The 26193-nt window shown below is 43.6% G+C and carries 20 protein-coding genes and 1 pseudogene; 12 read left to right on the top strand and 9 right to left on the bottom strand.

The window, feature by feature from the left end; genetic code table 11:
* Nucleotides 1-411 (bottom strand): annotated as a pseudogene (locus JWG44_RS22740) (transposase); the annotation flags it as partial.
* 219 nt (nt 412-630) lie between these two features.
* Between JWG44_RS22740 and JWG44_RS06140 the strand changes: the two are divergent.
* Nucleotides 631-1455, top strand: a complete 825-nt coding sequence (locus JWG44_RS06140; RefSeq protein ID WP_205274087.1) for a 1,4-dihydroxy-6-naphthoate synthase — start codon at nt 631-633, stop codon at nt 1453-1455.
* 152 nt (nt 1456-1607) lie between these two features.
* Here JWG44_RS06140 and metF read toward each other — a convergent pair whose 3' ends face one another.
* The 5 genes from metF to JWG44_RS06115 form a co-directional block, all read right to left on the bottom strand.
* Nucleotides 1608-2480, bottom strand: coding sequence for a methylenetetrahydrofolate reductase [NAD(P)H] (metF, locus tag JWG44_RS06135; RefSeq protein ID WP_205274086.1), 873 nt, complete (start codon nt 2478-2480; stop codon nt 1608-1610).
* Between the two features lie 10 nt (nt 2481-2490).
* Nucleotides 2491-5004, bottom strand: a complete 2514-nt coding sequence (locus JWG44_RS06130) for a discoidin domain-containing protein (RefSeq protein WP_205274085.1) — start codon at nt 5002-5004, stop codon at nt 2491-2493.
* Between the two features lie 25 nt (nt 5005-5029).
* Nucleotides 5030-5923 (bottom strand): helix-turn-helix domain-containing protein, encoded by an 894-nt coding sequence (locus JWG44_RS06125; protein WP_205274084.1) that lies wholly within the window; start codon nt 5921-5923, stop codon nt 5030-5032.
* Nucleotides 5924-6294: 371 nt separating this feature from the next.
* A complete protein-coding gene (locus tag JWG44_RS06120; protein ID WP_205274083.1) occupies nt 6295-7143 on the bottom strand; it encodes a ParB/RepB/Spo0J family partition protein in 849 nt (282 codons plus the stop codon).
* Nucleotides 7127-7879 (bottom strand): ParA family protein, encoded by a 753-nt coding sequence (locus JWG44_RS06115; RefSeq protein ID WP_205274082.1) that lies wholly within the window; start codon nt 7877-7879, stop codon nt 7127-7129. The genes JWG44_RS06120 and JWG44_RS06115 overlap by 17 nt, the downstream gene beginning before the upstream one ends.
* Nucleotides 7880-8240: 361 nt before the next feature.
* Between JWG44_RS06115 and JWG44_RS06110 the strand changes: the two genes are divergently transcribed.
* From JWG44_RS06110 to JWG44_RS06090, 5 genes are all read left to right on the top strand, one after another.
* Entirely contained in the window at nt 8241-9614 is a 1374-nt protein-coding gene (locus JWG44_RS06110; protein ID WP_205274081.1) for a helix-turn-helix domain-containing protein, read from the top strand.
* Nucleotides 9615-9618: 4 nt separating this feature from the next.
* Nucleotides 9619-10632 (top strand): hypothetical protein, encoded by a 1014-nt coding sequence (locus tag JWG44_RS06105; protein WP_205274080.1) that lies wholly within the window; start codon nt 9619-9621, stop codon nt 10630-10632.
* A 110-nt stretch (nt 10633-10742) separates the two neighbouring features.
* Nucleotides 10743-11579, top strand: a complete 837-nt coding sequence (locus JWG44_RS06100; protein WP_205274079.1) for a hypothetical protein — start codon at nt 10743-10745, stop codon at nt 11577-11579.
* Between the two features lie 142 nt (nt 11580-11721).
* Nucleotides 11722-12102, top strand: coding sequence for a phosphatidylinositol phospholipase (locus JWG44_RS06095; RefSeq protein WP_205274078.1), 381 nt, complete (start codon nt 11722-11724; stop codon nt 12100-12102).
* A 675-nt stretch (nt 12103-12777) separates the two neighbouring features.
* Nucleotides 12778-12993 (top strand): hypothetical protein, encoded by a 216-nt coding sequence (locus JWG44_RS06090; protein WP_205274077.1) that lies wholly within the window; start codon nt 12778-12780, stop codon nt 12991-12993.
* A gap of 53 nt (nt 12994-13046) precedes the next feature.
* On the opposite strand, the gene JWG44_RS06085 is transcribed toward JWG44_RS06090, so the two are convergent.
* Entirely contained in the window at nt 13047-14645 is a 1599-nt protein-coding gene (locus JWG44_RS06085) for a PP2C family protein-serine/threonine phosphatase (RefSeq protein WP_205274076.1), read from the bottom strand.
* 13 nt (nt 14646-14658) lie between these two features.
* On the opposite strand from JWG44_RS06085, the gene JWG44_RS06080 reads away from it, so the two are divergent.
* Nucleotides 14659-16107 (top strand): MBOAT family O-acyltransferase, encoded by a 1449-nt coding sequence (locus JWG44_RS06080; protein ID WP_205274075.1) that lies wholly within the window; start codon nt 14659-14661, stop codon nt 16105-16107.
* On the opposite strand, the gene JWG44_RS06075 is transcribed toward JWG44_RS06080, so the two are convergent.
* Entirely contained in the window at nt 16092-17633 is a 1542-nt protein-coding gene (locus tag JWG44_RS06075) for a hypothetical protein (RefSeq protein WP_205274074.1), read from the bottom strand. The genes JWG44_RS06080 and JWG44_RS06075 overlap by 16 nt on opposite strands.
* Before the next feature lie 97 nt (nt 17634-17730).
* Here JWG44_RS06075 and JWG44_RS06070 point away from each other — a divergent pair, with 97 nt between their 5' ends.
* The 4 genes from JWG44_RS06070 (at nt 17731) to pyk (ending at nt 23911) form a co-directional block, all read left to right on the top strand.
* Nucleotides 17731-19296 carry a hypothetical protein gene (locus tag JWG44_RS06070; protein ID WP_205274094.1) on the top strand — a complete coding sequence of 522 codons (1566 nt, stop codon included), beginning with the start codon at nt 17731-17733 and terminating at the stop codon, nt 19294-19296.
* A 71-nt stretch (nt 19297-19367) separates the two neighbouring features.
* The gene (gene asd / locus JWG44_RS06065; RefSeq protein WP_205274073.1) at nt 19368-20417 is read left to right on the top strand and encodes an aspartate-semialdehyde dehydrogenase; all 1050 of its coding nucleotides are present in this window, start codon (nt 19368-19370) and stop codon (nt 20415-20417) included.
* 12 nt (nt 20418-20429) lie between these two features.
* Nucleotides 20430-22400: a hypothetical protein gene (locus JWG44_RS06060; protein WP_205274072.1), complete on the top strand. Its 1971-nt coding sequence runs from the start codon at nt 20430-20432 to the stop codon at nt 22398-22400.
* 44 nt (nt 22401-22444) lie between these two features.
* A complete protein-coding gene (gene pyk, locus JWG44_RS06055) occupies nt 22445-23911 on the top strand; it encodes a pyruvate kinase (RefSeq protein ID WP_205274071.1) in 1467 nt (488 codons plus the stop codon).
* A gap of 82 nt (nt 23912-23993) precedes the next feature.
* Here pyk and JWG44_RS06050 read toward each other — a convergent pair whose 3' ends face one another.
* A complete protein-coding gene (locus tag JWG44_RS06050; RefSeq protein WP_205274070.1) occupies nt 23994-24887 on the bottom strand; it encodes a DUF1963 domain-containing protein in 894 nt (297 codons plus the stop codon).
* Nucleotides 24888-25567: 680 nt separating this feature from the next.
* Between JWG44_RS06050 and JWG44_RS06045 the strand changes: the two genes are divergently transcribed.
* Nucleotides 25568-26092 (top strand): hypothetical protein, encoded by a 525-nt coding sequence (locus JWG44_RS06045; protein WP_205274069.1) that lies wholly within the window; start codon nt 25568-25570, stop codon nt 26090-26092.
* Nucleotides 26093-26193 lie beyond the last annotated feature (101 nt).

Genomic DNA, 26193 nt, shown 5'->3' with positions numbered 1-26193 from the left:
AAGTCGATAAAGCCGCTTTCATTCCAAGAAATACCGTTCGCGAAATAGATCCTCAATTTCATTTTTATGAACTTTTCGAAATTTGGAAATAAATGTATGATCGAATTCTTCTCCATCCAAGAAGTAGATCAACTCTGCCTGAGTTTTAATAACGTACAAGCGCGCACTCATCGAGAAGGTTGGCGATTACTATGAAATAGCCAAAGGACCAAAATTACTTTCTTCGAAGAAATTGGAGGTCGACCCACCTGTTTCGTCATTCTGATAATTCTTCTCGAAATCCTCAAAATCAAAACGTCTATAACTTTCCTAAATCCGTGCGTGGATCGAATGTCCTTCTCCGAACAATTCCTGAAAGTCTAAAACATGCATCCTCAGCAGATTCAGATCCGTATTCTTGAACTTTGCCATTGTGCTCATCTAGCGAGTTCGTAAATATTGATCCCTTTTTCAACAGAGCTCTTGGGTGGAGGAGGCGGGCTCGCGGGAAGAATCAGGAGATTTTTCTCATCAGAAAATGAACCTTTTCGCAAGCAAAATCCCCCTCTCACAATTCTGTCGGAACTCCGACAAAAAAAGGAAGAGACTTTCTTTTTCCGACAAAATTCAAAAAATGGGAATCTAAAGAAGATGGAACTCAGCTTAGCATATTCCCCTTGCCCAAACGATACGTTTTTGTTTTATCACCTTGCCCACGGAAAAATCTCCGAGCAATTCCAGATCCGAGAGGAACTCCACGACGTGGAAGAATTGAACCGCGCCGCGTTTTTAGGGAAGTATCAAACTACAAAACTTTCCTTTGCGGCTTACTTCTCCGTGATGGATCGATATTCCATCCTCGATTCAGGTTCGGCTTTGGGTCGGAACTGCGGCCCTCTTTTGGTTTTTAAAAAAGGGAAGAATCTCGGATCCGCAAAAGGAAAAAAAATTCTCATCCCTGGAGAATTCACAACGGCGAACCTTCTCCTAAAATTATTTCTGAAGAATGATTTTCGCGCGGAGGCGGTTCGTTATGATAAAATCATTCCTCTTCTCTTATCCGGAGAAGCCGACTTTGGAGTTCTGATTCACGAAGAACGTTTCACTTATGAAAAACAGGGACTCGAAAAACTTCAGGATCTGGGAGAATGGTGGGAAGAAACCACCGGGAAGCACATCCCGTTAGGCGCTATCGCGATCCGAAGAGACTTGGATCCGAATCTAAAATTGGACTTTGACAACGCTCTCAAAAAAAGTTTGGACCTTGGTTATCAAAATAGAGAAAAAACCTACGAGTATATTCTCAAACATTCTCAAAACACGACAAGAGAAGTAGTGGATGCTCACATCGCGTTGTATGTAAACGAATTCACTCGTTCTCTTGGAACCGAAGGAAGAGAAGCGATCCTGGAACTCTACCGGAGAGGAGTCGATGCCGGTTTTTTGCCGGGAGGAAAGGAAGGGGTTTTGTTTTAAGGAAGAAGGCGCGGGTTTTTCTCTCTATGCAGAGAATAACTTTTCAGACAAAAGGCGAAGCCCGCCATCGTCTCGAATCTCTTTCAAAAATTCGAAAAAGCAGAACTGCCGTAACACCGACAATCCTCCGTAAAAGTCGCGCGCCCCGTTTTTTACCCTTTCAACTCCCTCACAATATCATAACTCGCGTGCGATTGATTGAGAGTATAAAGATGAATTCCGGGCGCGCCCATTTCCAAAAGTTCCCTGCATTGTTTTACGGTGAAGTTCAAACTTCTCCTATAAAATTCTTCGGGACGATGTTCGACTTCCTGCAAATCTTCAATGAGAGAAGAAGGGAAGGCGCAACCCGCCAGAGATTTAAATCTTTCGATCTGAGAAAAAGAAGTGATCGGCATAATCCCCGGAATCACAGGAATCTGAATTCCGACCTTTCTCACTAAGTTGAGAAAATTCTCAAAGATAGAATTCACGAAAAAAAGTTGAGAGACCAAGAAGTCGGTTCCCGCATCGACTTTCAACTTGAGATGTCGCACGTCTTCTTCCAAGGACTTCGCGTTCGGATGTTTTTCGGGATAACAACCGCCTCCGATGCAAAAATCCATCTTCTCCGCACGAATAAACGCAATGAGCTCCGTAGCATTTTCAAAACCGCCCGGAGTTTTTTTAAATTCTCCTTCTCCCCTGGGAGGATCTCCGCGAAGGGCCATCAAGTTTACGATTCCCTTGGAACGAATTCCTTTCAGAGTTTCTCGAATCTCGTCTTGATTTGCACCCACGCAGGTAAAATGCGAAACCGTTGGAACCGAATAATTCTTAGAAATTTCGGTAAGAATTTGAACCGTCTTATCTCTGGTCGAACCGCCGGCGCCATAAGTTACGGTGACAAAATCGGGATTCAAACGAGACAATTCCTTCACTGTCTCCATCAGCTTCACATCTCCCTCCGGAGTTTTCGGAGGGAAGAATTCAAACGAATACACCGGCTCTTTTTTAGAGCCATAAATTTCAGATATTTTTTTCATAAAATCTCGATCATTGAAAGCAGAGAAGAATTTGGATCTGACCTCTTCCCGAACGAAGCGGAGTCAATGCCTTTCCAAAAAGAGACCCAGGACGAAGAGACTCCGCCGAAATTCGAACAGCGTGCCCTCCGGTCAGACCGGTCACGAGTAAACTCCCCGGTTGAATCGGATACGAAGAAGCGTCCGCGTTCACGGTAACGACACCCGACACTGCTACCAACCAATGAGAACCGTCCGCGGGAGCAGAATTCCCAAAGAGTAGTGCCGCCGATTTTACGGCGACTCCGATCGCATTGGTCGCGTTAGCCGTCTTTGCCTTCTGCAAACGTCCGTCTTCACCCATCGCCAAAATATCACCTTCTCCGATCACGTCGGACGGATTCACCGGAAAAAATCTCGCTATACAATCCGCATTCTTCCCCGTCGAAATCCGAACGCTTCCGGAGAATTCGGATTCTCCCTCCGCAAGAAACGCCTTTCCAGATCCGGTTTCTCCTAAGGAAGAAATTCCCTTTCCGTTAGCAAAAAGAGCGACCCCGGATCTGGAATGAAAGATTCCACCAAATCCTCGTTTGGCGAGACCGATCACTCCCGCCGAATCCTGGTCACCGGAAGAGGAATCTCCCCGAACTCCGAACTTTTCACCGTATCCGATCAAGCCGGTATTCCGCGCAGACCCGACAATACCCGCGCCTTTTTCGCTATCGTTTCTTCCGTAGATCGGTGCGTGATTTTCAGGAGGAGGCGCGATGTTTGTATAAGCCGCTTCCGTAGATCCCTTTACTTTTAAGAATCCGGTATGAGAACTAAAATCGTGATCCAACGGAGCATAATCGTGAGTATGGGGCTTTGGATCTCTCTTGTCGGACAATCTCGGATCGTCGGAGGATACAACTTTTCCGGGCGCGTTATTTCCCAGGGTTGCGATCTCTACGATTCCGGGATAAGAAGTGGTAGCGTTTCGAAGTCGTTTATCATTTCCCTGAACTACCACACCTTCTTTCGATTCTCCGGATTGAGCGAGTTGAACGATCCCGTAGGATTCCGTGCCGGCGATTTTTAGGCGTTTATCATCACCTTGAACCGCGGCCTCCGGAGAATCCTCTCCGCTTTTTGCAAAACGAACGATTCCCGGAAATTCCGTATTTGCTTTTCGGATTCTAGGATCGTCTGCAGTAACCGCTTTTCCCGGCTCCGAAGCTCCGGGTTCGGAAAGAATCGCCAAGCCGTATTTTTTTGTAGTGGCGACCTTCAAACGATCGTCGTTTCCTTGGACCGCAACTCCGTCCTTGGTTTCCCCATTCTCCGCCAACTCAACGATTCCAAGACTGGAAACCGTCGCCGCTTTCAGACGATCGTCATTTCCCTGAACCACTCTTTCCGCCCGATTTTCGCCATTGGTTGCAAGACGAACCAAACCGTGGGCAAGCTCGGTTGCGTGTTTGAGCCGTTTATCATTTCCTTGAACTACTACACCTTCTTTGTCTTCTCCGTCGCCCGCGAGTTCGACGATTCCTTTATACTCCGTAGAAGAATCTCTCAATCTTCTGTCGTTGGATTGAACGGCGACCCCTTCTGAATTTTCTCCGTCCACTGCAAGACGAACCAAACCGGAACGAAGAACCGTCGCGTATGGAAGCGGCTCCGAAGTTGGTTTGTTCGTAAGATCGCTCAGGTGAGGAGTCGCGTAGAGCTCCAACTCGACGATTTTGGTTTGATAAAATTCTTGGCCTTTTTTTTCGTTCTGGCGCGCGACCAATTTCAGATAACGCACGTTAGTCGGAAGAAATCGCCATTGATACCAAACGCCGGGTTCGGATAAGAATTGATTCTCCTCCAACAATTGATTCCAAGAAAGATCATCCTCGCTGTAATACACGGTAAATCTTTCCGGAAAACAAACCGGATCCGTTTTGGAAGTAAGAAGTCGGAGCTCGTTCACACGGCTGATCGATCCTAGATCGGTAAGAAAAAATTCTTCTCCGGGTTTGGGAGATTCTTTCGATGCCCATCCGTAGTCGGGTCTTTGATCGATCAGATTTTCTTTTACCCAAAAACGATCTTGTTCGGAACTGACTTGAATTTTTACGATTCCTGAAATTCCGACTTCCAACTGCCCAAGAGAAACCTTGTATTTTCCGGAGCCGTCTTTCTCAGAAACCTGGCTGATCAATTTTAAGAATTTTGCTTGGACAAGAGAAAAATTCCATTGTCCGACCTTTTGGTTTAAACGCCGAAATCCGGTCTCTTGGAGAATCGGTTCCCAGACAATTCCATCCATAGAAATTTCAAAACGAAACGTATCCGGAAAAAAAGCTACTTCCTGCGGATTGGAATGAAGTCGAATTTGATTCAGACTCGAAATTCCGTCCAGATGTAAGGTGAGGGCGGAAATTCCGGGAGAATCCTTTGTTTCGTTGTAGCGTAAAAGTTTTCCTTCTTTTAAATCATAAGTTCCGGAGGATTTGATTTCCCGGATCTTCAAGGGGCCGGGGTGGCTGATTCGAATCGATTCAGAGTTCATTCAAGATTTGTCCTGGTTCTCTTTTTTAATGTTTAGAGGAAATAGTTCGGTTTTCTTCGGTTTTTGCGGAAAATATAACCAATATCGGAGGACGGATTTCCTCTGTGAAGTACTTTGCAATGATCATTCGAAGGGATTCAGGAACGCTGTCCAAAATACAAAGTGTCCTTCCATCAGGTTCTACGCGAACTTGTTCTAAAATTTCCACACTGGATCGAGTCAATCTTTCTCTGGACCAAAGCAGGAATCCCTTCCAACTCGGATCCTTTTCACTGGGTCCGGAGCCGTTTTGATTAAATTCAGGCATCGAGATTGAGTCCGACGCTCCCATTAGATTCTTACAAATCCCTTGGACATATCTTAGATTTGCTTCCATTCCTCGGAGTTTGGCAATGGCAAGCGCCTCGGACAAAATAGAAGTTCCGTATTTTTCTTCCAACATAGACAAACTCAAAGGCGCAGTCTTTTTACTTGGTTCTTGGTTTTGATTGTTGGTGATTGTTATATTGATATGGTTTGGGGATCCATCGGCAGACCCCTGGGGAGCCTTTTTTGACCCCTCAAAGGATTCCGTTCCGCCACCCCTGAGGTATCCGGAATTATACCCCTGAGGTGGAATTTTAGAACCTGCGTAATTGAAACAGAAATAATACCGAGAACTTGTATGTCCTGTCCCCGGCGTAACCTGAAGAAGGCCGGCCTGGATGAGATCTCTCTTTCCTTGGATGATTGATTTTTTAGTTTTGAAACCCGTAAGTTTCAAAAGGATGTCCGTGCTCGGCCAGACCGGCTTGAAGTGCTGGTCGCTAAATTTAAGCAGAACTAAATATAACGTCTTGGCAGCGGAAGATAGGCTGGCCCAAACGCCGGAATCGATGATGTCGGCAAAAAATTTGATATATGGATAATGCTCGCCCATTTCTTTTCGGAACCCTCCTTTCAGGAAAGTACATTAATTTTAAGCAAAAGTTCCGAAGAGAGTTGACATTATCGGACATAATGATACTTATGTCTCATCCAACAACATTCCTTCGGGAAAATCCGGCCCCTGGTTATCCAGGGGAATTTTTTTTGTCCGGATCCAAAATAAATACGCCTTCGGCCTGAATCCTTTTGGATCGAAGCTTCGTACTATATTTCCGTTTACTATATTATGTCACATTAAACCCAATGTCGCGGCTTTGTCAATCCCATTGGCCCATTTTTGACTGTTTTCCCGAATTTCTTTTGCTAAGTACCTGTATGTACTTATTTTAATGTCGCTTAACAAAATTGTTAAGCGACATTAACTCACGATTCTGATTCGAATTTTTTGCGGATTTCTTTTTTTACTAATTTGAGAATTTCACCCAGGAGTTCGTCGTTTTCAGAGCTGATTTGAATGAGTCCCGGTTTTTTTGTGATCTTGTATTCTATAGATTTAGAAACCGGTGTTTTGGATTTTGCGTCGACGGCGGGTTTGGAAGAGAATAGGCCGTCTTCTTCCCGGTTAAACGATTTTGCGTCCTTGACTGTTTTTAAGGCGCCCGTTGAAAATAAATTTAAGAATTCCGGGAAAGTTCCTTTTCTGGAAGCGGAAACGGCCTGTATCAAAAGATTCTTACTTTCGATCCCGGCGTCCTTACAAGATCTGAGTTCGTCTTTTGTTAAGTCCGAAATTCCCAGGAGTTCCGTCATGTAACTTCTGCTTTTCCCAAAAAGTGTGGCCAGTTCCTGATCCGTGTATTTGAAGCTGATCTTTAGATGAGACATGGCTTCCACTTCTTCATAAGGTGAAAGATTTTCTCTCTGAAGATTTTCTATGATCGCGAGGCGGAAGGTTTCCTTTTCATCTCTGTCTAAAATTTTACATTCGACCTCGGTCCAGTTGAGTTGTTTGGCCGCGTGAAATCTTCTTTCTCCGGCCACAATTCTGTAGTGTTCGTCTTCCGGGTTTTGTTTTGTGACGATGATCGGCTGGAGAAGTCCGTCCTTGTCCAGGCTTCGGGCTAAATCTTCGACCCCTTTTTTTCGGTCCTGTCTCGGTTGGTTGTCGGAGGGAAGAATTTTATCTAATCGAATTTTGCGGATCGTTCCTTCCAGCTTTTCCGCTTGGAATACGTCTGCAAGAGAGCCTAATCTTTTACTTTTTGAGCTCATTCAAAAACTCCTCAATAAACCCTTCGTATTCTTGTGCCTGTTTGCTCGATTTGTTGTATTCGAATACCGATTTTTTTGCGAGGTGAGATTCCCCAACGGCGACTCCATCGGAAATACTGGTCTCAAAAATTCGGAAATATTTTGTTAGCACGGGTACTATGGTTTTTGTCAAAAGTGTTTGTGGTTTGAGCTGGGTGATGAGTGCGCCCAAAATTTCAAGATTGGGGTTGATCCTTTTTTTGATACTCGTGATCGTTTGTTGTAATCCCACGATTCCGTCGACCGAAAACTTTTCAGCCTGGAGCGGGATGATCACGTAGTTCGAACCTACCAGCGCATTGATCGTAAAGATCGAAAGACTAGGCGGGCAGTCGATGATACAAAAATCAAAACCTTCCAATCCTTGGAGCGCGTCTCTCAAAATATAAGGAGCGTCGACAGAACTTCCCGAGAGCGTTTCGACTTCGGCCAGGTTTGTTTTTGAGGGCGCTAAAAAAAGACCCGGAAGTTTGGTATCTACCATGATTTCTTTGATATTCATCCGGGAGTTAAAAACTCCGTGCATGGACTTATCCAGTGTTTCCGGGTTGATAAAAATGCCAGTCGAGTTCGCCTGAGGATCGATGTCGACGAGCAGAGTTTTTTTTCCTCTTCTCGCGAGCCCCATGGCCAAATTGAGAGAAGTGGTCGTTTTTCCTTCTCCGCCTTTCTGGTTTGCAATGGATACAACTATCATGATTCTACCTTATATTCTATTGTCGGACATCCGACATCGAATCCTTATCAAGACCGAATTTTGAATGATAAGAATTTTGATTTTTGAAAATTTCTGCACTCTTGCGATTTAAAAAGAGGGTTCGGGGTTTGGATCCGATGACCTTTTTTGGAGAAATTTGCTCCGAGAATTTACCTTTCCCCAAAGTTAAATTCTCTTAAAAACGAGGAAAACAATCTTCTCTTGCTGCTCCGTTTCCAGATAGAGTTAAGGTTTTTTATCTTCAATCATTTATCTTAAATTGGTTCTTTTTACGCGAAAAAAGAATTCGAAGTCCCCCTTTGTCGGACGTCCGACATCGGCTCTGTACTTAGTTGACAGGATGCTTAATTTTAAACATATTCCCTTTGTGCATCCGTCTCTTTCCAATCTTTTGTTTTCGGAGAATTCTTCTTCTTTGCGTAAAAAGGAAGAATTCTCACTGGCATTTGAGGATTGGATTCGACTTTCGGATGCGCTCTGCGGAGTGCTTACTTTTAGTTTTGATCAGGGAAAAACCCTGGAAGAAGTTTCCGCCGTCGGTTATGGCGAAGACGGTTTTTTTTATTCTTTCTTATCCCGTGCTACCGGTAATCTCGAAACCTTAAACAGAGAAAATCTTCCGCTCTGGTTTTCTTCCAAAGACCACGAACTTTTTGATTCCAGGGCAAGCGGTTGTTTGGTAGTTGGAATTCGCGGAGATTCTTTTTTGGACGGTTTTTTTCTAGCTGAGTTTTTGGAAAAACCTTCCGACGCGCTTCTGGCTCTCTGGGGTTTGGTGGCTCAAAAAATTTCCGATTCTTCTCATCCTCTCCCGGATCTTTCGGTTTTAAAAGCCTCGTCTTTTATTTCGATTCCTCGTCCCGAGTTTCCCAGAAAAGAAACTGTCGGTGAATTTTTGGCCGAAATCTGTGAGGTTACGACCATGCCGGATTGGCTCAAGAGGAGTTCTTGGGTCCGGATTTTGGGTTCTTCCGGTGCCGGTAAAAAGACTCTTGGAAAATGGATTCACAGAACCCTGAGTCCGGAGAAAGGAATTCTTGTTTTGGGTTTTTTACCCGAGCAAATTTCTAAACTCGAAAAGTCTTTTGAAGAATGGTCCCGAATGACAAATTCCGGTACGATCTTGATCGAGGGTGCGCAGAAGTTTACCTCGGTCCAACAGAAATTCTTCTTTAAAATTCTTTCCGGAGAATCGAGTCCGTTTCGTCTTATTTTTACCGAAACGAGCGGGTCGGAACCCAACGAAATTTTTAGACCGTTTCGGGAATTTCTTCTCCAGAGAACGATTTCAGTTCCGTCCTTTGCGGACTTAAATTCTTTGCAAAAAGAATCTCTGGTTCGGTTTCTCTTAGAGGAGCTCAAAGAATCTCTGGGCCGCGAAGACCTCCGACTTTCGGAGTTGAATCTAGCAAAGATTCTTAAGATGGATTTTAGTAAAAATCTTTCGGGCTTGCGTAATCTTTTGGAAGAATCTATCCTGAGTTCTTCCGGTTCCGAGATCGGAATCCAGGAAAAAAAAGAGGGTAAGGATAGAATTTTGACGATTCCGGATTCCGAAGATTTGGATCTTCGGAGGGCGGTTGAGGCCGTCGAAAGACAGAAAATTCTTCTCGCTCATAAATTGTTCGGCGGCAATCAGATTCGAATGGCGAAGGCCCTTGGAATTTCCAGAGGTTCCTTACAATACAAACTGAAACAGTTGGAGATAGGTTAAAAAAGTGGATCTTGATTCTTTATACGAAGAGCGGAAAACCCCGGGTGGATTTTTAGTCAAAGTTCGTTTGGCGAAAATGACCTATGTTGTTTTTACCCAAAAAGGTCCCGAAGTTCCTCGAGGAGCTAAAAATAGTTCGATTGTCGTCGCGGTTCCCCGAGTTGTTTTTTTAGGGTCGGAATTCAATTTGGCCCATTTTCGTTTGGGAGAATTGAGTTTTGTAAACGTAAAACAGGGGAAACTCGTAATTCCGTATCAGCATTCCAATTCCGGGAACGAAGTCCGAACGATTTTTCTCAGCTCGGGAAGCGACTGCGACGTCCTTCCGGTGGTCGTTTATCATTTTCAAAACAACGAAGATCTGATTCGATCTAGGGACGAGGGAGTGGACATGCATCATCTCGTTTTGGACGAATCCTATCCGAGACAGGATTTGATTACGCTGAAGATCCGATTTCCGGCCCTCAATATGTTGATCGTTCGTAAAAAGGTGGCCCTTCACAAAGTCGCGGAAACCCCGACGCCGGAAGCGGTAAAAGGAAAAGAATCCGGAATCGTCGATTTCAATCGGGTACGCGCTGCGGATATCATGGATTCCGGGAATCTCAATATTCATTCCGGAAACCCGGTTTTTTTGGCTCGGATTCATTTGAGAAGAATGGACCTGGAAAAAGTAAAACAGCTTCTCCTGGATTTTCAGCTAAAACCGGAAGAGGTTTCTTTCATTCGAACTTTTTTTTCAGTCATGATTCGAAACGAGTTTGAAAAAGAAGAACTCAAACAAGTAAAACCAAAACTCCAGAGTTTGGATGAAGGGTTTCGTCTGGCGGAATTGATTTTAGAAATGAAAGTTCCCGAATTTGAAATCGAGCTCGAGAAGAATTTCGGTCCCGAGATTGCAAGTATGTGTTACGCGCTTTTGGAAAAAGAACAAGAGCGGGCCGAAGAAGAGGAAAAAGGAATCATTCTTTGGGAATGGAAACTTCGGGTAAAACGTCTTTTCCGCAAGAGCGCCTAAGTAAAAATTCTTAAAAAAACTCCGGAAAAGGCGAAAAAACGCTTCCTTTTTCCTGAAAAAAGGACAGATTATAGAAAATTGCTATGTTTTTTCGATTTCAAATTAAATTTTTGGCACAAATCTTGCTTATTGGGGCCCTTGGTCTCGGTAGCGCGGGAGCTTTGTCCGCCGAAGAAAATGAAGTCTCAATTCATCAGTCGGAAGTGGATCGAGTTATAGCATCGCCGCTTTCCGGAAATTGGGCTCTGGATCAGGAAGATTTTTTGGTTACCCAAAAAAATCAGGTTTCTCTTTTTTCAAAACAGAAACCGTCTCAAAACAAAATCCAGGAACCTTCGTTGTCAAGTTTCTCCGATTCTCATCCTGAAAGTCTAAATCCTAATTTCAAAGACTGTGAAATTTCTTCTTTCACCTACGGCTCTCATTTTTATCTGAATTCATTTTCTTCACCGGCTTTTGGAACTTCGGATTTTAATTCGGTTTTATTCCTCGAGACCGATTCGAATTCTCCGGCAAAAAAAGGATCTTGGAATCAAAACAAATCGATCGTTCTGACCGAGGTCGGATGTGTTCTTTCTGCATATTTGAATACTGGAAAGAATTTTTGTGCGTCGGATGAGTTCTTTCTTTCGAAGGTCGATTTCTGGTTTGGTCGGAATTTCGCCTCGTCCTCAGGGTTTTATCCAGGCGATCGGATCGGCGGGGCCGGCTCGGACTTCTTATCCCGAGGATTTAGAAACGGAAGGATTGTTTTAAAAATCAACGTGGATTCCGCCCAGGACGTGAAAGCGGAGAAAAGAATAGGGCGGTTCCTTGAATCCTCTTGGACGAAAAGGGAGGAGAATCCGGCGGCTTCTTTGCTTGCGGGAAGGTCGCCGAAGATCCGGTGGAAATGGGCAAGAATTCTCACTGGCAAAAAGCAACCTTCCTTCCAGAAGGAAAAGTAGGAACTCCCAAAATTTCAGTTCTTCATCCTTTGTATAAACGACAAGACGCGTTTTTAATTCTCAATAGTTCCTCCCTTGCATAGCCGGTCGGATAAAATCTAAATTTGTTTGTTTTTCAGCCCGAGGTTGAAAATCTTTGTCTATGGCTTCCAAAGTGAAACGGTCCTCTTTTCAAAAATTGCTCAATGCAATGAAAAAGATGTCTCTTGAAGTAAACGACTACGAAATTTGTAAACGTCTTGAGACGATCATGATGACCAGCAAAGAAGACCTAAGCCAAGTCGTTGTAAAATCCCTTTTGGACAATCCGACTGATTTTGACCCAAAAACTCTCCCTGAACCTTATGGCCAGTATATCAGGCATTTTGTATATATGGTCAAAAGAAATAGAAAGCAGGGGATCGATACGAATTTTGACGCTCCTTCACAATCTAAATCTTCCGAAAAGCAGAACGGGGCCTTAACCGAGTCTGCAAAAAATCCCGCAAAGAAAACGATCTCGAAAAAAACTGCAAAACGATAAAATCCGCCTGTGCTGCTCACAGGGCGGAAATTCACTTTTCTAAACGCCGCAATTTCGGCACTTTTTGCCTAAAATCAAGCCTGCCCGCCAAATCGAGATAAAAAACTACTCCGAGTGGGCAATTGGGGAAATGCCGGATATCCGACATGCTCGTTTTTGGGCAAATATGGGAAGAGGGACTGAATTTTATAGATCGGACATTGCTATGCGACATAAGAAGTTCGAGGCGGTTTTGCAAAGAGGACACTCTCGCAGGTAGTGCCCTACGTTCTGCTGATTTTTGGGCAATTTGCGGAAATAAGGGCCGAGAGGGCTTGGGGTCTTTTGGGATAGAATTTCGAAAAAATTACGGCTTTGCCAAAGGGTTGGAATGGGATTCAATCCTTGAATTGTCTCGCTTCCGGCGGCTTCTCTCTTTCTCCTTTGTCAAAGGGCTTACGGGTTTTAAAACGCTGGATTTTGAACTGACGAGGGTTGGGCGGCATTTTTTCCATAAGTCCTTTTTTATTTCGGCTCACGATTGCCTGTGAATTGACCGTGAAGCCACGGGAGCTATAAGAATGGCTTTAAAAACAGGACATATTGTCATGTGTAGGAAGAATTCCTGCCAATGATAGAACGTCAGGGAAAAGTGTTTTACGAACGGAGCTCTTTTTATGAGGATAGACGCAACTTATGGCCGAAGTGATTAAATTAAGGGTTCGCTGTCACGCCTGTTCGTATATGATCGAAGGATCTGCAAAATACGGGGCTGGACATTATGTCCCCGAAGGCGTAGATTTTGAGTTTGTGGCAATTGGAAAGATCGAAACCCCAAAGGGGAAGCGCGTAAAAGCGGAAATTACTGCTTATTGCCCAAATTGTGGTGTTAAAAATAAATGGACTGTTTAGCAATTAATGCTGATTAATTTTACTATATAAAAAATGATTAATAATAATCCATTCTATAAAATATCGATTAAAATTAGGCAAATGTCATCTTCGGCTTTTGGGTTCCCTCGGAAAAGATTGAGATCCCTTTCTATTCTTTCAATGACGGCCAAGGGTTGATTTTCTTCCTCGTTCGCTTTTTTTGCAATCAGCCAGCGATAAAACTCCCGATCACCCAACATCAATTGTTCAGGACTGTGCGTTTCTGGGATCCCATCGGTGAAAATTGCGATTCTATCTTCTTCTTTGAGCTTGAATTCCCTTTCTTTGTATTCCATTTTTGGGAAGATTCCTAAAACCTTTCCCCCTGGCGCCAGAAAGCGAAGTTTATTTCTCTCTTCTTTGTGATTAAAAATAATTCCTTTATTATGACCAGCATTCGCGTATTTTAGGATCTTTTTCTTTACGTTGAGATAGAGATAGATTCCGGTGATAAAATTGTCGTTCAATTTCCCGTAAACTTCGTCGTTGATCTTTCGGAGGAGCTTCCCCGGCCTTTCCCAATAAGCCTGATTTTTCTCAAAGCTGGATTTGAGCGTATTGAAAAAAAGCGCGGCGCCAATTCCGTGCCCGGAGATGTCCGCGATAAAAATTCCATACTCGGTGCCGGAAATTCGGCGGACGGTGTAAAAATCGCCGCCCACCGGGAGGACCGGTTTGTAGAGAATTTCGATTCTTACCTTTTCTTCCGGCCCCGGGAGGTCTGCACGGAGAGATTTTTTTTGAATTTTCTCCGCTTGTCGGAATTCTTTCTCTAAATCGAGTTTTTCTTTGAGGACGTTTTCGTGTTCTAACTGCCGCGTACTGAGCAGTTGTTCGAACCGACTGGAGATGACTGCGTGTAAGGTTTGGATGAGAGAGTCGGATTCTAACCCGAGAATCTCCGTTGAAATTAGGTATTTGAGTCGATTCTCAGCGCCGATCTTTCTCAAAAGAAAAAACTGAAAATTCTTTCTGAGAGAAACCTCGGCTTCGTAGATTTCCGAAAAATTCAGTCCCGAACTTTCAGGCGATAAGATTCTTTGAACGACCTGTTCCGGATTCTGATACGTAAACGGCCTCTCAGGAGTAAACGAATACAATTTCCAACGATAGATTTGAAACGTGTCGACTACCCTCTGAAGGTTAAAAGTCCACGTTTTAGAAAGCCCTTGAAACCAGGATTCCATCAATGAAATCCGAGAGTAATCCCTTCCCGGATGTGGATGATGATAATTGCCCAATTCCTTAAGAATCGCGAGAATTTCCCTGTGGATCGGACTGAGATCGGGAAAGGAATCGTTTACGAATTCGGATCCCGAAAAAATTTTTTGAAGAGAATACACCATGTCTTCTCTTAGAATCAAAAATAAATTTTGCCGGATTTCAAGACGATCGATGCCCGCTTGCGGATCGGATTTTTTCCATCCTAAGAGTTTTACCTTGGATAAAAACATCTCCACTTCGAATCGAAGATCTTCGGACATCGATTCCGGAATTTCGGCAATCGCCTTTTGGATCGATTGGATGATTTCGTTTGATAGATCTTTCAGATTCTTTTCTCCCCGGAACCCGCGATGAATTGAAAAACGACTGGAGGATTTCGGTTTTATACGAATCCTGGATTCGGACACACAATCTCTTTCAATGAATTTTACGACTCCACAGTACTTTCTTTTTTTTGCAATCGTTTGGTGTGTCCGCTGGATCCTCGCGGCGATTTATCCAAAGCGAAACTCGTTTGTTCTCTTTTTTCTGCTTTTTGTGAGTTATCTCTTTTATCTCTCTTGGGACTATCGTTTCGGAGTTTTGATCCTTTTTACTACGGTCCTGGATTATTCCGTGGGTCGAGCGTTGGATTCGCAGGAGAATTTTCGAAATCGAAGAATTCTTCTTGGATTGTCTCTTTTGGGGAATCTATCGGTTCTCGGCTTTTTTAAATACTTTCACTTTTTTACGGATTCGTTTCGGATTCTTCTTTTATCTCTGGGCTGGGAGGTCTCCGAACCTACGTTACGAGTCGTTTTACCCGTCGGGATTTCGTTTTATACGTTTCAGTCTTTGAGTTATTCGATCGACGTTTATCGAAAAGAAATTCCTTCCGAGAAAAATTTTCTTCACTACGCTCTTTTTCTTTCCTTTTTTCCTCAGTTGGTCGCGGGTCCGATCGTTTCCGCGAGAATTCTTTTACCGGCGCTTCGTTCCCTTTTTAGTTGGGAGAATATTCCGCTTCGAGAAGGAATTTGGCTGATCCTTTTGGGCTTTGTCAAAAAGGCCGTGATCGCCGATCGGATTTCTGTGATTTCCGATTTCGCTTATCAATATCCGAACGAGGTTTCGAGTCTTTTTGCGTGGATGGGAGTTCTTTCCTATTCCATTCAGATCTACTGCGACTTTTCGGGTTATTCGGACATCGCGATCGGTTCGGCGCTTCTTTTAGGAGTTCGTCTTCCTGACAACTTTCGGCTTCCTTATACGGCGAAAAGTTTTTCGGATTTCTGGAGGCGTTGGCATATTTCTCTTTCGGGTTGGCTGCGGGAATATCTCTATATTCCTCTCGGAGGAAATCGAATCGGCGGTTTGTTTACGTATCGCAATCTCTGGATCACGATGATCCTCGGCGGCCTCTGGCACGGACCGAGTTGGAATTTTGTGATCTGGGGTTTTTTACACGGAGCTTTTTTGGTTTTGGAACGGTTAGTTCGGGAACGTTTGCGTTTTCCTTGGCCGAATTTTAATGCCGCTCGGAAGGCGGTTGACTTCGTGTATCAGATTTTTGTAATTCTCAGCGTTTGTCTGATCTGGATTTTTTTTCGTTCTCGAAGTCTCGAGACCTCGTTCGGAATTTTAAAAAAGTTGTTCAGCTTCTCGAATGGAATCGATCCCACATATACGATGCAGTCCCAATTTTTGACCATATTTTTCGTTTTGGCTTTTGCGACCTGGATCGGAAAAAAAGAAGAATCTTCCGGACTCTTTTCCCGGTTTCGCGAGAATCTTCACTGGTCGCTTTTTGCTTTTTTGAGCGCTCTTGGTTTTATCGTCGGAGTCGTTCTTACGGTCGAAACAAAACCGTTTCTTTACTTTGTTTTTTGAAACGGTCGTTTGAGAGCTTCGTGGATTTTTCCTAAATCTCTATAGAGAAAAACTGAAATTTCTCCGCAATTCTCTTTTGTGGACGGAACTCCGTACACGTCCAGAATCCGATTCTCCTCCAAACCTTTCGTAAACACCAGGATCGTTCCGGAGTAATTTTTTAGATACCAGTCTCGATTGGAAATCGTATGAGATCCTTCTAATGTTCCATAGGCGACGTGAAGAGCGGGAATTTTTTTCTTCGAGAAGACTAATAACTTTTTCGCCGTCCAAAAATCGGCTACGGAGAGTGAGACCGGCTCTTTTTCGGCGATTTTGTCCAAACAAGCGGTTTCCTGTGGCACCCACTGGAAAAGTCGAATCAGTCGGTTTTCGAGTCCTTCGGGGACTTTTTCGCCGATTTTCCAGAGTAAAAGAAATAAAAGAAAAATCGCGACGGTGAGATTCCTTTTTGGAAAACCCGCGATCGAAATGAGAAAGAACGGCGCGAGAATCAAGGCCGGTGCCGCATAACGCAGGCTGTATTCGTCGACATAAGCTCCGCTTGCGATCGGTGCGAGCGTAAGAATCAAAAAAAAGAAAAACAAAAACGCTGTGGTTTTGCTTTTTCGAATTCTTGCGAGACCGAAAGTTAGAGCGATAAAAAGCGATAAGAATAGGATCGCAGGAACCGGAAAGTTTTCTCTAAACCCGGAAGTGACCCAGATCTGCGCTTCGGCAAAAAAACGGATTCCGTCCTTTTGAAGCTGCACAAAGGAGACTAACGCAGGGATTTTTCCGGGTTTTTCGATGTATAAAAACGATTTTAGAATTACGTGAAGAATCAAACCCGTGATCCCCGCGAAAAGAAGAATCCGGGAACTTTCCGGAAAAAATCGTTTCCAGTTTCGGTCCGCGATCTTCTCTTTGGAAAAGAGAAAACCCGAAAGAATTCCGGGTATCACAAGTTCCAGCGCGAGGATTCGATCGGAGGCGACGGTCAAAACGATCCAAACAAATAAAAACGCGGTTTGTCGTTTATCAAGTTTGTTATGAAGAAGAGGCCATGCGTAAAGAGTGACGAGAAAAGCGCTCGCGTGGATCGAAGGAAGAAATAGAATATAAAGCGTCGGGAAGTTCGGCGCCGCGAGAAGTAATGCGGATACGAAGAGAAGAATCCAGGACTTGATTCTTCTGGAATCCTTTTTAGAAAGTTGATTTCGTTTTTTTTCCTCCCTCTGAAAGATCCAAAAACGTTCCATCAAAACGGTGAATAAAATCGTTTGTAAGAATGCGAACGTTAGTAAGGCCTTCTGTGCGTTTCCAAAAAGTAGAAAAAGGATCGATACGATCGGGAAATCCGGAAAAAAATACGGAGAAGGAGTGAAGGACCAGGATAAAAAATTTCCTCCGTCTCGAAATAGATCCAGGGCCAGACTCGGCAAATAGAGAATGTCCGAGTTTTGGTAGATTCCTTCCGGGCTCAAAGCCAAAGAAACAAAAAGGGAAACAAAAAATAAAATTAGGGTGATTGCATACTTCAACATTCTCTCCGAAAGGATTTATAGTTTCTCCGAAGGGTAAAGCTAAAAAAAGAAGTAATCCTGGACAAGCGGGGCCTTGTATCAAACCATTCTTCCTAAGATGAATTATACGCCCGGAAAGAAACATTGGATTCTACTAGGAACGGGAATTTTATTTTTATTCGTTTTAGATTTTTTATTTTTCCGCGTTTTGATCTGGAAGGTTCCGAACGAATCTCCCTGGAGTTCCAATCACTTTTATAACTTCCTCTACGAATACCATTTTCTCGTCGATAAACCGAAACTGCATCCTCGGGTTTTGATCGTCGGTTCGAGCATCGCACATTATTCTTTGGATCGAGAGTCGTTTCGGAACGAAATATTGAAACGAACTGGAAAACATGTCGAAGTGGAATTTCTTTCGTATGCGGGAATGACTCCTCTCGACGCCTGGCTTTGCAGAAAAAAAATCGCGGACTTACAACCGGACTTTGTAGTGTTTCCGATCAACTTTATCGACTGGAGATTACATCGCGCGTATTCTCTGGATCCTATGGGTAAAAACGAAACGATTTCTTCCGAGATTCTTACGTTGGATGCGTTGAATTTTTTTGAAGCGCCTCAATCTCGTTTTATCTTTCCTCTCGAAACTGCTAAGGAATTTTTTTCCGTTCTGGGTTTTGCGCGAACTTCCGAATACGTCGCCGCGTATCTTTTCGGTTTTTACAGATACAAGGATATCTTTTGGAAAAATCTGCGTTCTCTCTACGATCATCGTTACGGAAGAAATACGAGTTATCACGGTTATAACGGAGTTCAGATTCCCGAACGAGTGACTTCCCTCGGATGGACCGGAAAAAAATTCTCTTTTGTCCCGACTCCAAAAATGAAAAAGGAAGGTTTTTTGATTCAGATCGTCCCCGAGATTCTCAAGTCCGGTCCCGTAAAAATCACATTCCAAAATAAGAATGGAGTTCAGTCGTTTACGTTTGCGGATTCCGGTTGGAAAAAAATTCTTCTAGATCGAACCTTTGCCGAAGATTCTCTCGATTTGTCGGTCTCCGCCGAAATTTCGAACACCTGGACTCCCTTTTTTGCGGAAGGGGAAAACAAGGACTGGAACTACGATTCTCTGGGTGTGCGCCTTCAACAAACCTTCGGAACCGACGTTCCTCGAAACGGGATGCAATACACAAGGGAGGAACGCCTGGAGGATCTGAGATACGAAAATATGAGCGATTTAGAATATTCTAAATATTTTAATTTTCGTTTATTGGACGATTACGCGCAACGACCCGGGATCGGCTATTTGATTGCGCTTCGGGACGCCAAACGCCGAATCTCAGAAGAAAAGTTCGTCCCCATTCTTCACTTTGAATATTTGCGAAAATTGACCGGTTTTTTGAGGGAAAAACGTATTCCTCTTTGGATCATCAATAATCCGGAGAATCCGATCAGCTTAGGTTGGTATGAGAATTCTTCTTGGTATCTGGATCATCTCGAATTCTTAAATCGTCTTTCCGGGGACGGAGTCTTTTTTAGCGATTTGAAACATTCTCTTCGTATGCAGGACTTCAGCGATTTTCATCACTTTACTTATCCGGGAATGATTAAAATGAGTTCGATTTATGCGGAAGAATTCGTCCAAATTTCTGAAAGACAGGGTGATAAACCTGTAAAACCTTGATAAACAAGCCGCACGCAAACGCGGCAAAATTTATAACTTGAGAGGGCGGGTTTCACCGTTTAAATTAAAATATGAGCAGGGTCAAAGTTGCCGTTTTAGGCGCCACCGGTTCCGTTGGTCAGCGATTTATTCAATTGCTGGAAAATCATCCGTATTTTGAGGTCACACACCTCTGCGCTTCCGAGAACAGCGCGGGAAAGACATACGGTGAAGTAATGAAGAAGAGATGGAAAATCTCCTCCGATATCCCTGCTTATGCTAAGAATCTTGTCATCACAACCCCCGATCCCGAAAAAACTAAGGATGTCGTATTAGCATTTTCCGGTTTGGATGCTAACATCGCCGGCGAAGTGGAAAGTGCTTATGCTTCCGCGGGTGTTCATATCATTTCCAATTCTAAAAATCATAGAATGGATCCGATCGTTCCGATTCTTTCCGCAGAAGTGAACGCTTCTCATCTCGACGTTCTTTCTTCTCAAAAAACAAAAGGAAAGATCATCACGAATTCGAATTGTACGATCATGGGAGTCACCATTTCCCTCAAACCTTTGTATGATCTTTTTGGAATCGAGTCCGTTATGCTCTTTTCGATGCAAGCCATCTCCGGCGCGGGATATCCCGGTGTTCCAACGATGGACATTCTTGGAAACGTGGTTCCTCATATCGGCGGTGAAGAAGAAAAGGCGGAGATCGAACCTCTGAAATGCCTTGGTAAAGTGGAAAACGGGAAGATCGTTCACGCGGATTTTCCGATTTCGGCGCATTGCAACCGAGTTCCCGTCTTCGACGGACATACCGTTTGTGTTTCGGTTAAATTCAAAAAGAAACCTTCCCAAGAAGAAATCCTTTCCGCTTGGAAAAATTTTTCCGGAGAACCTCAGAAGTTAGGACTTCCTTTGGCTCCGAATCCTCCGATTCTTTATAGAGAAGAAGAGGACCGACCTCAGCCTAGACTGGATCTGGAGACCGGACGGGGGATGACTACGGTCATCGGACGCCTGAGACCGGACCCGATCTTGGATTGGAAATATGTCGTCTTGAGTCATAACACGATTCGAGGCGCTGCCGGCGCTGCATTATTAAATGCAGAACTTCTTTACAAAAAAAATTTCCTTGGATGATACTGTCATTCGATGTTGGAACCTCAAGCCCCTGAATTAAAAGTTGCAGATTATAATACTGCATTGCAGCTGACTCAATCTCTGGAGTCCAGGGGCGATTTCCAATACAAGGGAATTCACAAACTTTTGCTAGTGATCGGCGACTGGACTGATAAATTCGTTGCGAATAAAATTCTTCCGAACGCCGATCAACTTGCCCGCGAGATGAATATTGAAAAAGAGAAGATCAACCAATATCTCCGGGAACTTTCCACGAAATACAATCCTCCGATCGTAAAAAAAATCTGCATGGTGGATTTTAATCCCACCGGAGACGCGTCCGACGGAAAAATCGATTCTTATCTTCGACTCAATCAGGTTTTTGCAAGACCGCAGGCGGCGGATGCGTCGACAAGTCATCGTTATGTGGACGGAGCCAATTCTACCACGTTCTCCTCCATTCAGCGTTGGGCGAAAGAAAAACGGATCTTCCCCGGCAAGGAAGAATTTATCAAACGAATTCATGCGGCGATTTTAGAAAACAAACTCACCGATACTTACGCTTCCACCGAGATCGGAAGTCTTTTTAACGATCCCTTGGATGTGACTCCCGGTTTAAAACAAGTCACAGTGAACATCCATCTCAAACCGGTTCTGAAAAAACTTGTGGAACAGAAAACCTTATTCTTCTTACGAAACGAAAACGCTCTCAATCCCGGAAATAGATCCGTTTTTTACTATAACGTGCAGGATGAAATTCTCGCGAGAATCGAAGCCTACAAAACCTTTTTGAAGGATCGGCTCCTACCCGAACTTCAGAAAATCGGTGCGATCAGTTCCTTGTCTTCCGAAGAACAGGAAAACACTCGCTCTCTCGTCAACGCGATTCTACCTTATCTTAGCCCTGCTTACGGCGATCAAAAGTCGGCGATGGAAGAACTTTTAGCTCTCATTCACTTTGAGGAAGAGGATAAGGAAAAAAAGGAAAAGGAAGAAAAAAAAGTAAAACTGGCGGAGATTTTGGATTATATCAAATCCGCGAATCGTCTTGTGGATTTAAATTTTCTTCGCTTTCGCGGTCAACAGATCGAGGAAGATATTCGAAACCTCGTCGCAAATCACGAGCAGATTCTTCACACCGAGTTTGCCGATAAGAATGCGCTTTATATCTATGTTCTTCATAAACTTTCGATTTCCGGCGCGATCGAAGCCGCGAGAAAGGTTTTTGCGGCGACAGGAAACGACAGCGAAATCCGAATCCTCGATCGAATGAAGATTCGGGATTTTATCGATAACCGCGATCTCGTCGCGACCTTTGATAAGGTAGAGATCTCCAGTCTTTTTAAATATCTTCCTTTTTTTACCCGTCTTTGGAGGAATATTTTCGGAAACGCCACCGTTCACAAATACGAAGCGGAACAGATCCGAGCTCATAACGCCGTCGAACTCAATAAACGTGTGACGGAAGCTAGAACGAAGAAGATCCACGAGGACGCAAGTAAACTCGCCGAAAAAAGAGTAAAGGAGAAGGAAGCAAAGGAACAGGCCGAGAAAACTGCCCGCAAACAAAGTCCTTCTCAAAATAAAGACGAGAAGGTTCCTTCTTCGAGCGGCGTTTCGAAGGAAATCGATCCCCTCAATTCAAAACTTCTGGAAAGGGTTTTGGATGTGTTGGACGACTATTGGTCCAACCGCCAATATCCGGACCGAAACATTCTTCTTTATGAAATGGAGGGGGAGATCAACGAAGAAGGTCTGATCAACTTTCTCAAAAAATTCGGTAAGAATGAAATCTTTTCGTTTATGGTCCGGAATCAGGAGGAAAGATATACGTTTCCGATTCTTGTGACCAAACGATATCTGAAGAAGAACGGAAGGGACTTGATGGAAAAATCATCCGCCATTATCAACGAACAAAAGGACGCGAGTATGCCCGATCAGGACCTTTTTGACTTTTGTATTTCACTCGATGATTTTCTGAAGAAAACCCTGCCTAAAATCTGATTCCAGATTGTCCAAAGCCCCGCTCTCCCGAATAAAGGTACTACATGAAGAGCGAATCCTCTGTTTTTAGAAAAACCAAAATAATTTGTACCATTGGACCTGCGACTGCGGAGAAAAAGATGATTCAGGCGCTGGCGGAAGCCGGGATGAACGTGGCGCGTTTGAACATGTCTCACGGAAATCACGAGTTTCACAAGAACATCATCCGAAATATCAAAGCGCTCAATAAAGACGTTCTCAAAAACCCGATCGCTATTCTACTCGATACACAAGGCCCGGAAATTCGAACCGGCGATCTTCAAGTGGATCATTTGGATCTCAAGGTCGGTGAAACCTTCACCTTTCACATCATTCCCGGAGCGGAATCCGAGGAACAATCCGTTTTCGTAAATTATAAGGACATCGTAAAGGATCTCAAGGTCGGAGACCCTGTGACCGTCGATAACGGATTGATCAATCTTGTAGTGGAGGAGATCAACGACTTCGCTCTCAAGTGTAAGGTGTTAGACGGTGGAAAACTCGGTTCGAGAAAACATATCAATCTTCCGGGGATTCGGGTCAATCTTCCTTCGATTACGCCTAAGGATCATAAGGATATTCTTTTCGGTTTGGAAGAAGACGTGGATTTTATCGCGCTTTCGTTCGTTCGTTCCGTGGAAGACATCAATCAACTCAAGAAGATCATAGACGATAACAAAGGTCACGCGCAGATCATAGCGAAGATCGAAGACCAGGAAGCGGTTCGAAACATGAAGGAAATCGTCGCGGCTTCGGACGGTGTGATGGTTGCGAGAGGCGACTTGGGAGTCGAGGTTCCGATCGAGGAACTTCCGATTTTGCAAAGAGCCATCATCAAGGAATGCGCGTTACGCGGGAAACGAGTGATCGTCGCGACGCACCTTTTGGAATCGATGATCAACAATCCGTCTCCAACAAGAGCCGAAGTTACGGACGTCGCAAACGCGGTTTATGAAGAAGCCGATGCGATCATGCTTTCGGGCGAGACGGCCGCAGGAAAGTTTCCGGTTCGTTGTGTGGAGATGATGGATAAGATCGCACAACGTGTAGAGAGAACCGGCGGTGTGGACTACGTTCGCGAAAAAATTCCCCAAGATAAAAAGGAACAAATGGCGAAGTCAGCGTCCGAACTCGCGGATTCTCTCAAATGTCCCGCCATCATCGTAATCACGAGAAGGGGCACTACAGCGCTCAACGTGGCGGGTTTTCATCCCCACTATCCTTTGATCTATGCGTTTACAAATATGACGACCGTAAGAAGAAAACTTTGGCTTACAAGAGGAGTGATTCCTTACCGAATCGACTTTTCCAGAGATCCTGAAAAGACCATTCGGCTTGCCATAGAAACCTTAAAGAAGGCCGGAAGAATCGAAGACGGGGATCAGGTCGTGATTCTTTCGGATATCATCGCGGGAGAAGATCGGGTGGAAACGATTCAGATTCGAGAAGTGAAGACGTATCCCGCTATCGAAGCGGAGATTGTTTCGAAGTAAATATTTCAGATTCGGATTCTTAAGGAAGAATTTCTAAAACCTTGCCCGATTGAAAATCTCCGGACAAGGTCTTTGTGTTTTTCTAAGTTCCGGAATACGTGGAATACGCTTTTTCAAATTTTTTATCTTTTAGATTCTTAGGATCGATTCGGATATGAATGTGACCTTCTCCAATTTCAGAATGAAAGATGAGGATGTCATTTTCTTCGGATGAATCCTCCGCTTGGGCTTTTTCTTTCATTTCTTCTTCATCATCTTCGTAGTCGTCAAAATCGAATCCTTCTTCGTCTTCTCCCTGCCAGAAAAGGGGTCTTCCAAAAATCCGAAAGCTGGGGCTCCAAGTGGCCAGATCGGCCTTGAAAATTTTCTTGAGCTGATCCGATAAATCTTGAGGGATCAATTTTGCGATAGTTCTGTAATCGTAGGCGTCTCCGGCAACATAGAAAATATAATTCGGTTTAAAACTCAATTGATAAGCGACATCGCGGTATTCTTCCAGATAGTATTTCGCTTCGCGAAGAGTTTTTGCGTCCGGATAGTCGATAATTTTGAGATCGCTGATCGGACCGTCGTAATATTTTACGATAAATTCCCCTTCGATGTTATCGAAAAAATAAAGAATTCCCCGATCGGGAAAAACGTTTTCAATATCATATTTTTTGAATTCGTCGATATTGAGTTGTGCCAAAAAGTAAGTTCCTTTAGGCCAAAAGTCCGGGCTCGGTAGGTGCGGGAGGCCCTTCATTTTGGAAGAGCCGAGAGGAATGTCTTCTTCCGAAACTTCCTTTTCATCGATTTCTATGAAATAACTTAAGGACTTGGAAAGAATTTCCGGAGTCACTTTTTCATCATCTTCCAAATGAACGGAAGAAGAGCCGTTGTAATAGGTTCCCTCCGCGGGGATCTCGTCTAACAATCCTTTCGGATAAGAATATTCTAAAACCAGTTTTTTTGCTTTTTGAAGGGGATTGACCATGGGTTCCTTTGTTTTGTTGAATTTCCAATTCCGAAAAGGAGAACAGGCTTTTTAAAAAAGCTAATTCGCTTCGGAACAAATCAATAACAAGGAAGATGTAGAATCGTTGATCTATTTTTTGTTTCTGTTCCGCTGCGGATGTCTTTGATTCGAAGTCCATTCAAGCAAGAAAAATTTTAAGATAGAAGTTGTAGGTTTCATTTAGAATTTTATCAAAAATCCTCGTATATAACCATTCTTGAAATCTCCGATAAAGGCTCGATTCGTTCTACCAAAACGTGGAAAGTATATTTCTCCAAAGGATTCAATTTGAACTCGATTGGATATCGCAAGAGGCGTCGTTTTATCATCTAAGCGCCGGATTGCCAACTTTCGAAATGATTCTCGTCTCTTTAAAAAAAGGCGTCTTCATTTTAGCCAAAAAGATTCGGGAAAATAGGATTGTCCTAATTCTGAATCTTGTTGTCTACATTCCATTTACAGAATTAAGTGCAAAAAAATTTTTGAAACAAACTAAGAACAGATTCTAATTTTAGTTAGAAATGATTTGGGATCCGTCCTTTAAGTTTGTGCTTGCCTATGTTCGCACATGGAAAAATTGACTACTGGAATGTGTATCGAGTATAGACTTTGCAATTCTCGTTATACAGTATCATTTTAAAGCTGGAGATTGTGGACGCATGGCACAAGTTAGAGGTAAATTTATAACATTGATAGGGAGTTTAATGGGCATATATAAGGAGGCCCGCGAAAGAGCGAATTCGGAACTTTTTAGAGTAACGGGCAGAAACTACAATGAGCTGGAACCGGAAGGATGGTATGAATGTAAAAATTATATCGCCTTTATGAGCGAATATGTCAAAGCCTCAGTGAGTAAAGAAAAAGCTCTTTTGACTTTGGGTCGTCAAATTTACCCAACAATAAAAAGGACGGTCGGGATTCCTGCCGAAGTAAAAAGTCCTCTCGATTGTATTCTTTTTGAAGCGGAAGGATTTTTATTTAGCCATAAAGGCGCCGAGGTGTTGTCGCGAAAATTTATTAAAAAAGAAGAAGGTCATGTTATTGTACAAGCGCCTTCTGTAGGATATCCAATCGGATTTATGCAAGGTGTTTTTATGGGGATTTTGGAAATGTACGAAGTGAAAAATGGATCCGTGACGATTACGAAAGAAGAGCCGATTTGCGAATACGAGATAAAATGGTAAAACAAAATCCGGAATCGTGGAGGAAAATTTTCGGCGTAAAATTGTAGGAGTTCCTATAGTTTGCGCGATCCACCTCCGAAAAACTCGGCGCTCCTTCTAAG

The organism is Leptospira ainazelensis (genome assembly GCF_016918785.1).
Taxonomy (GTDB): Bacteria; Spirochaetota; Leptospiria; order Leptospirales; family Leptospiraceae; genus Leptospira; species Leptospira ainazelensis.
This window is presented reverse-complemented; position numbering and strand designations above follow the sequence as displayed.

Bases quoted from the DNA above. Each gene is read 5' to 3' on its own strand.
- JWG44_RS06050 (WP_205274070.1), bottom strand. From the start codon at position 24,887: ATGGTCAATCCCCTTCAAAAAGCAAAAAAACTGGTTTTAGAATATTCT.
- JWG44_RS06130 (WP_205274085.1), bottom strand. From the start codon at position 5,004: ATGAACTCTGAATCGATTCGAATCAGCCACCCCGGCCCCTTGAAGATC.
- JWG44_RS06115 (WP_205274082.1), bottom strand. From the start codon at position 7,879: ATGATAGTTGTATCCATTGCAAACCAGAAAGGCGGAGAAGGAAAAACG.
- JWG44_RS06070 (WP_205274094.1), top strand. From the start codon at position 17,731: ATGAATTATACGCCCGGAAAGAAACATTGGATTCTACTAGGAACGGGA.
- pyk (WP_205274071.1), top strand. From the start codon at position 22,445: ATGAAGAGCGAATCCTCTGTTTTTAGAAAAACCAAAATAATTTGTACC.
- metF (WP_205274086.1), bottom strand. From the start codon at position 2,480: ATGAAAAAAATATCTGAAATTTATGGCTCTAAAAAAGAGCCGGTGTAT.
- asd (WP_205274073.1), top strand. From the start codon at position 19,368: ATGAGCAGGGTCAAAGTTGCCGTTTTAGGCGCCACCGGTTCCGTTGGT.
- JWG44_RS06140 (WP_205274087.1), top strand. From the start codon at position 631: ATGGAACTCAGCTTAGCATATTCCCCTTGCCCAAACGATACGTTTTTG.
- JWG44_RS06120 (WP_205274083.1), bottom strand. From the start codon at position 7,143: ATGAGCTCAAAAAGTAAAAGATTAGGCTCTCTTGCAGACGTATTCCAA.
- JWG44_RS06060 (WP_205274072.1), top strand. From the start codon at position 20,430: ATGTTGGAACCTCAAGCCCCTGAATTAAAAGTTGCAGATTATAATACT.
- JWG44_RS06095 (WP_205274078.1), top strand. From the start codon at position 11,722: ATGGCTTCCAAAGTGAAACGGTCCTCTTTTCAAAAATTGCTCAATGCA.
- JWG44_RS06075 (WP_205274074.1), bottom strand. From the start codon at position 17,633: ATGTTGAAGTATGCAATCACCCTAATTTTATTTTTTGTTTCCCTTTTT.
- JWG44_RS06045 (WP_205274069.1), top strand. From the start codon at position 25,568: ATGGCACAAGTTAGAGGTAAATTTATAACATTGATAGGGAGTTTAATG.
- JWG44_RS06125 (WP_205274084.1), bottom strand. From the start codon at position 5,923: ATGGGCGAGCATTATCCATATATCAAATTTTTTGCCGACATCATCGAT.
- JWG44_RS06080 (WP_205274075.1), top strand. From the start codon at position 14,659: ATGAATTTTACGACTCCACAGTACTTTCTTTTTTTTGCAATCGTTTGG.
- JWG44_RS06090 (WP_205274077.1), top strand. From the start codon at position 12,778: ATGGCCGAAGTGATTAAATTAAGGGTTCGCTGTCACGCCTGTTCGTAT.
- JWG44_RS06110 (WP_205274081.1), top strand. From the start codon at position 8,241: ATGCTTAATTTTAAACATATTCCCTTTGTGCATCCGTCTCTTTCCAAT.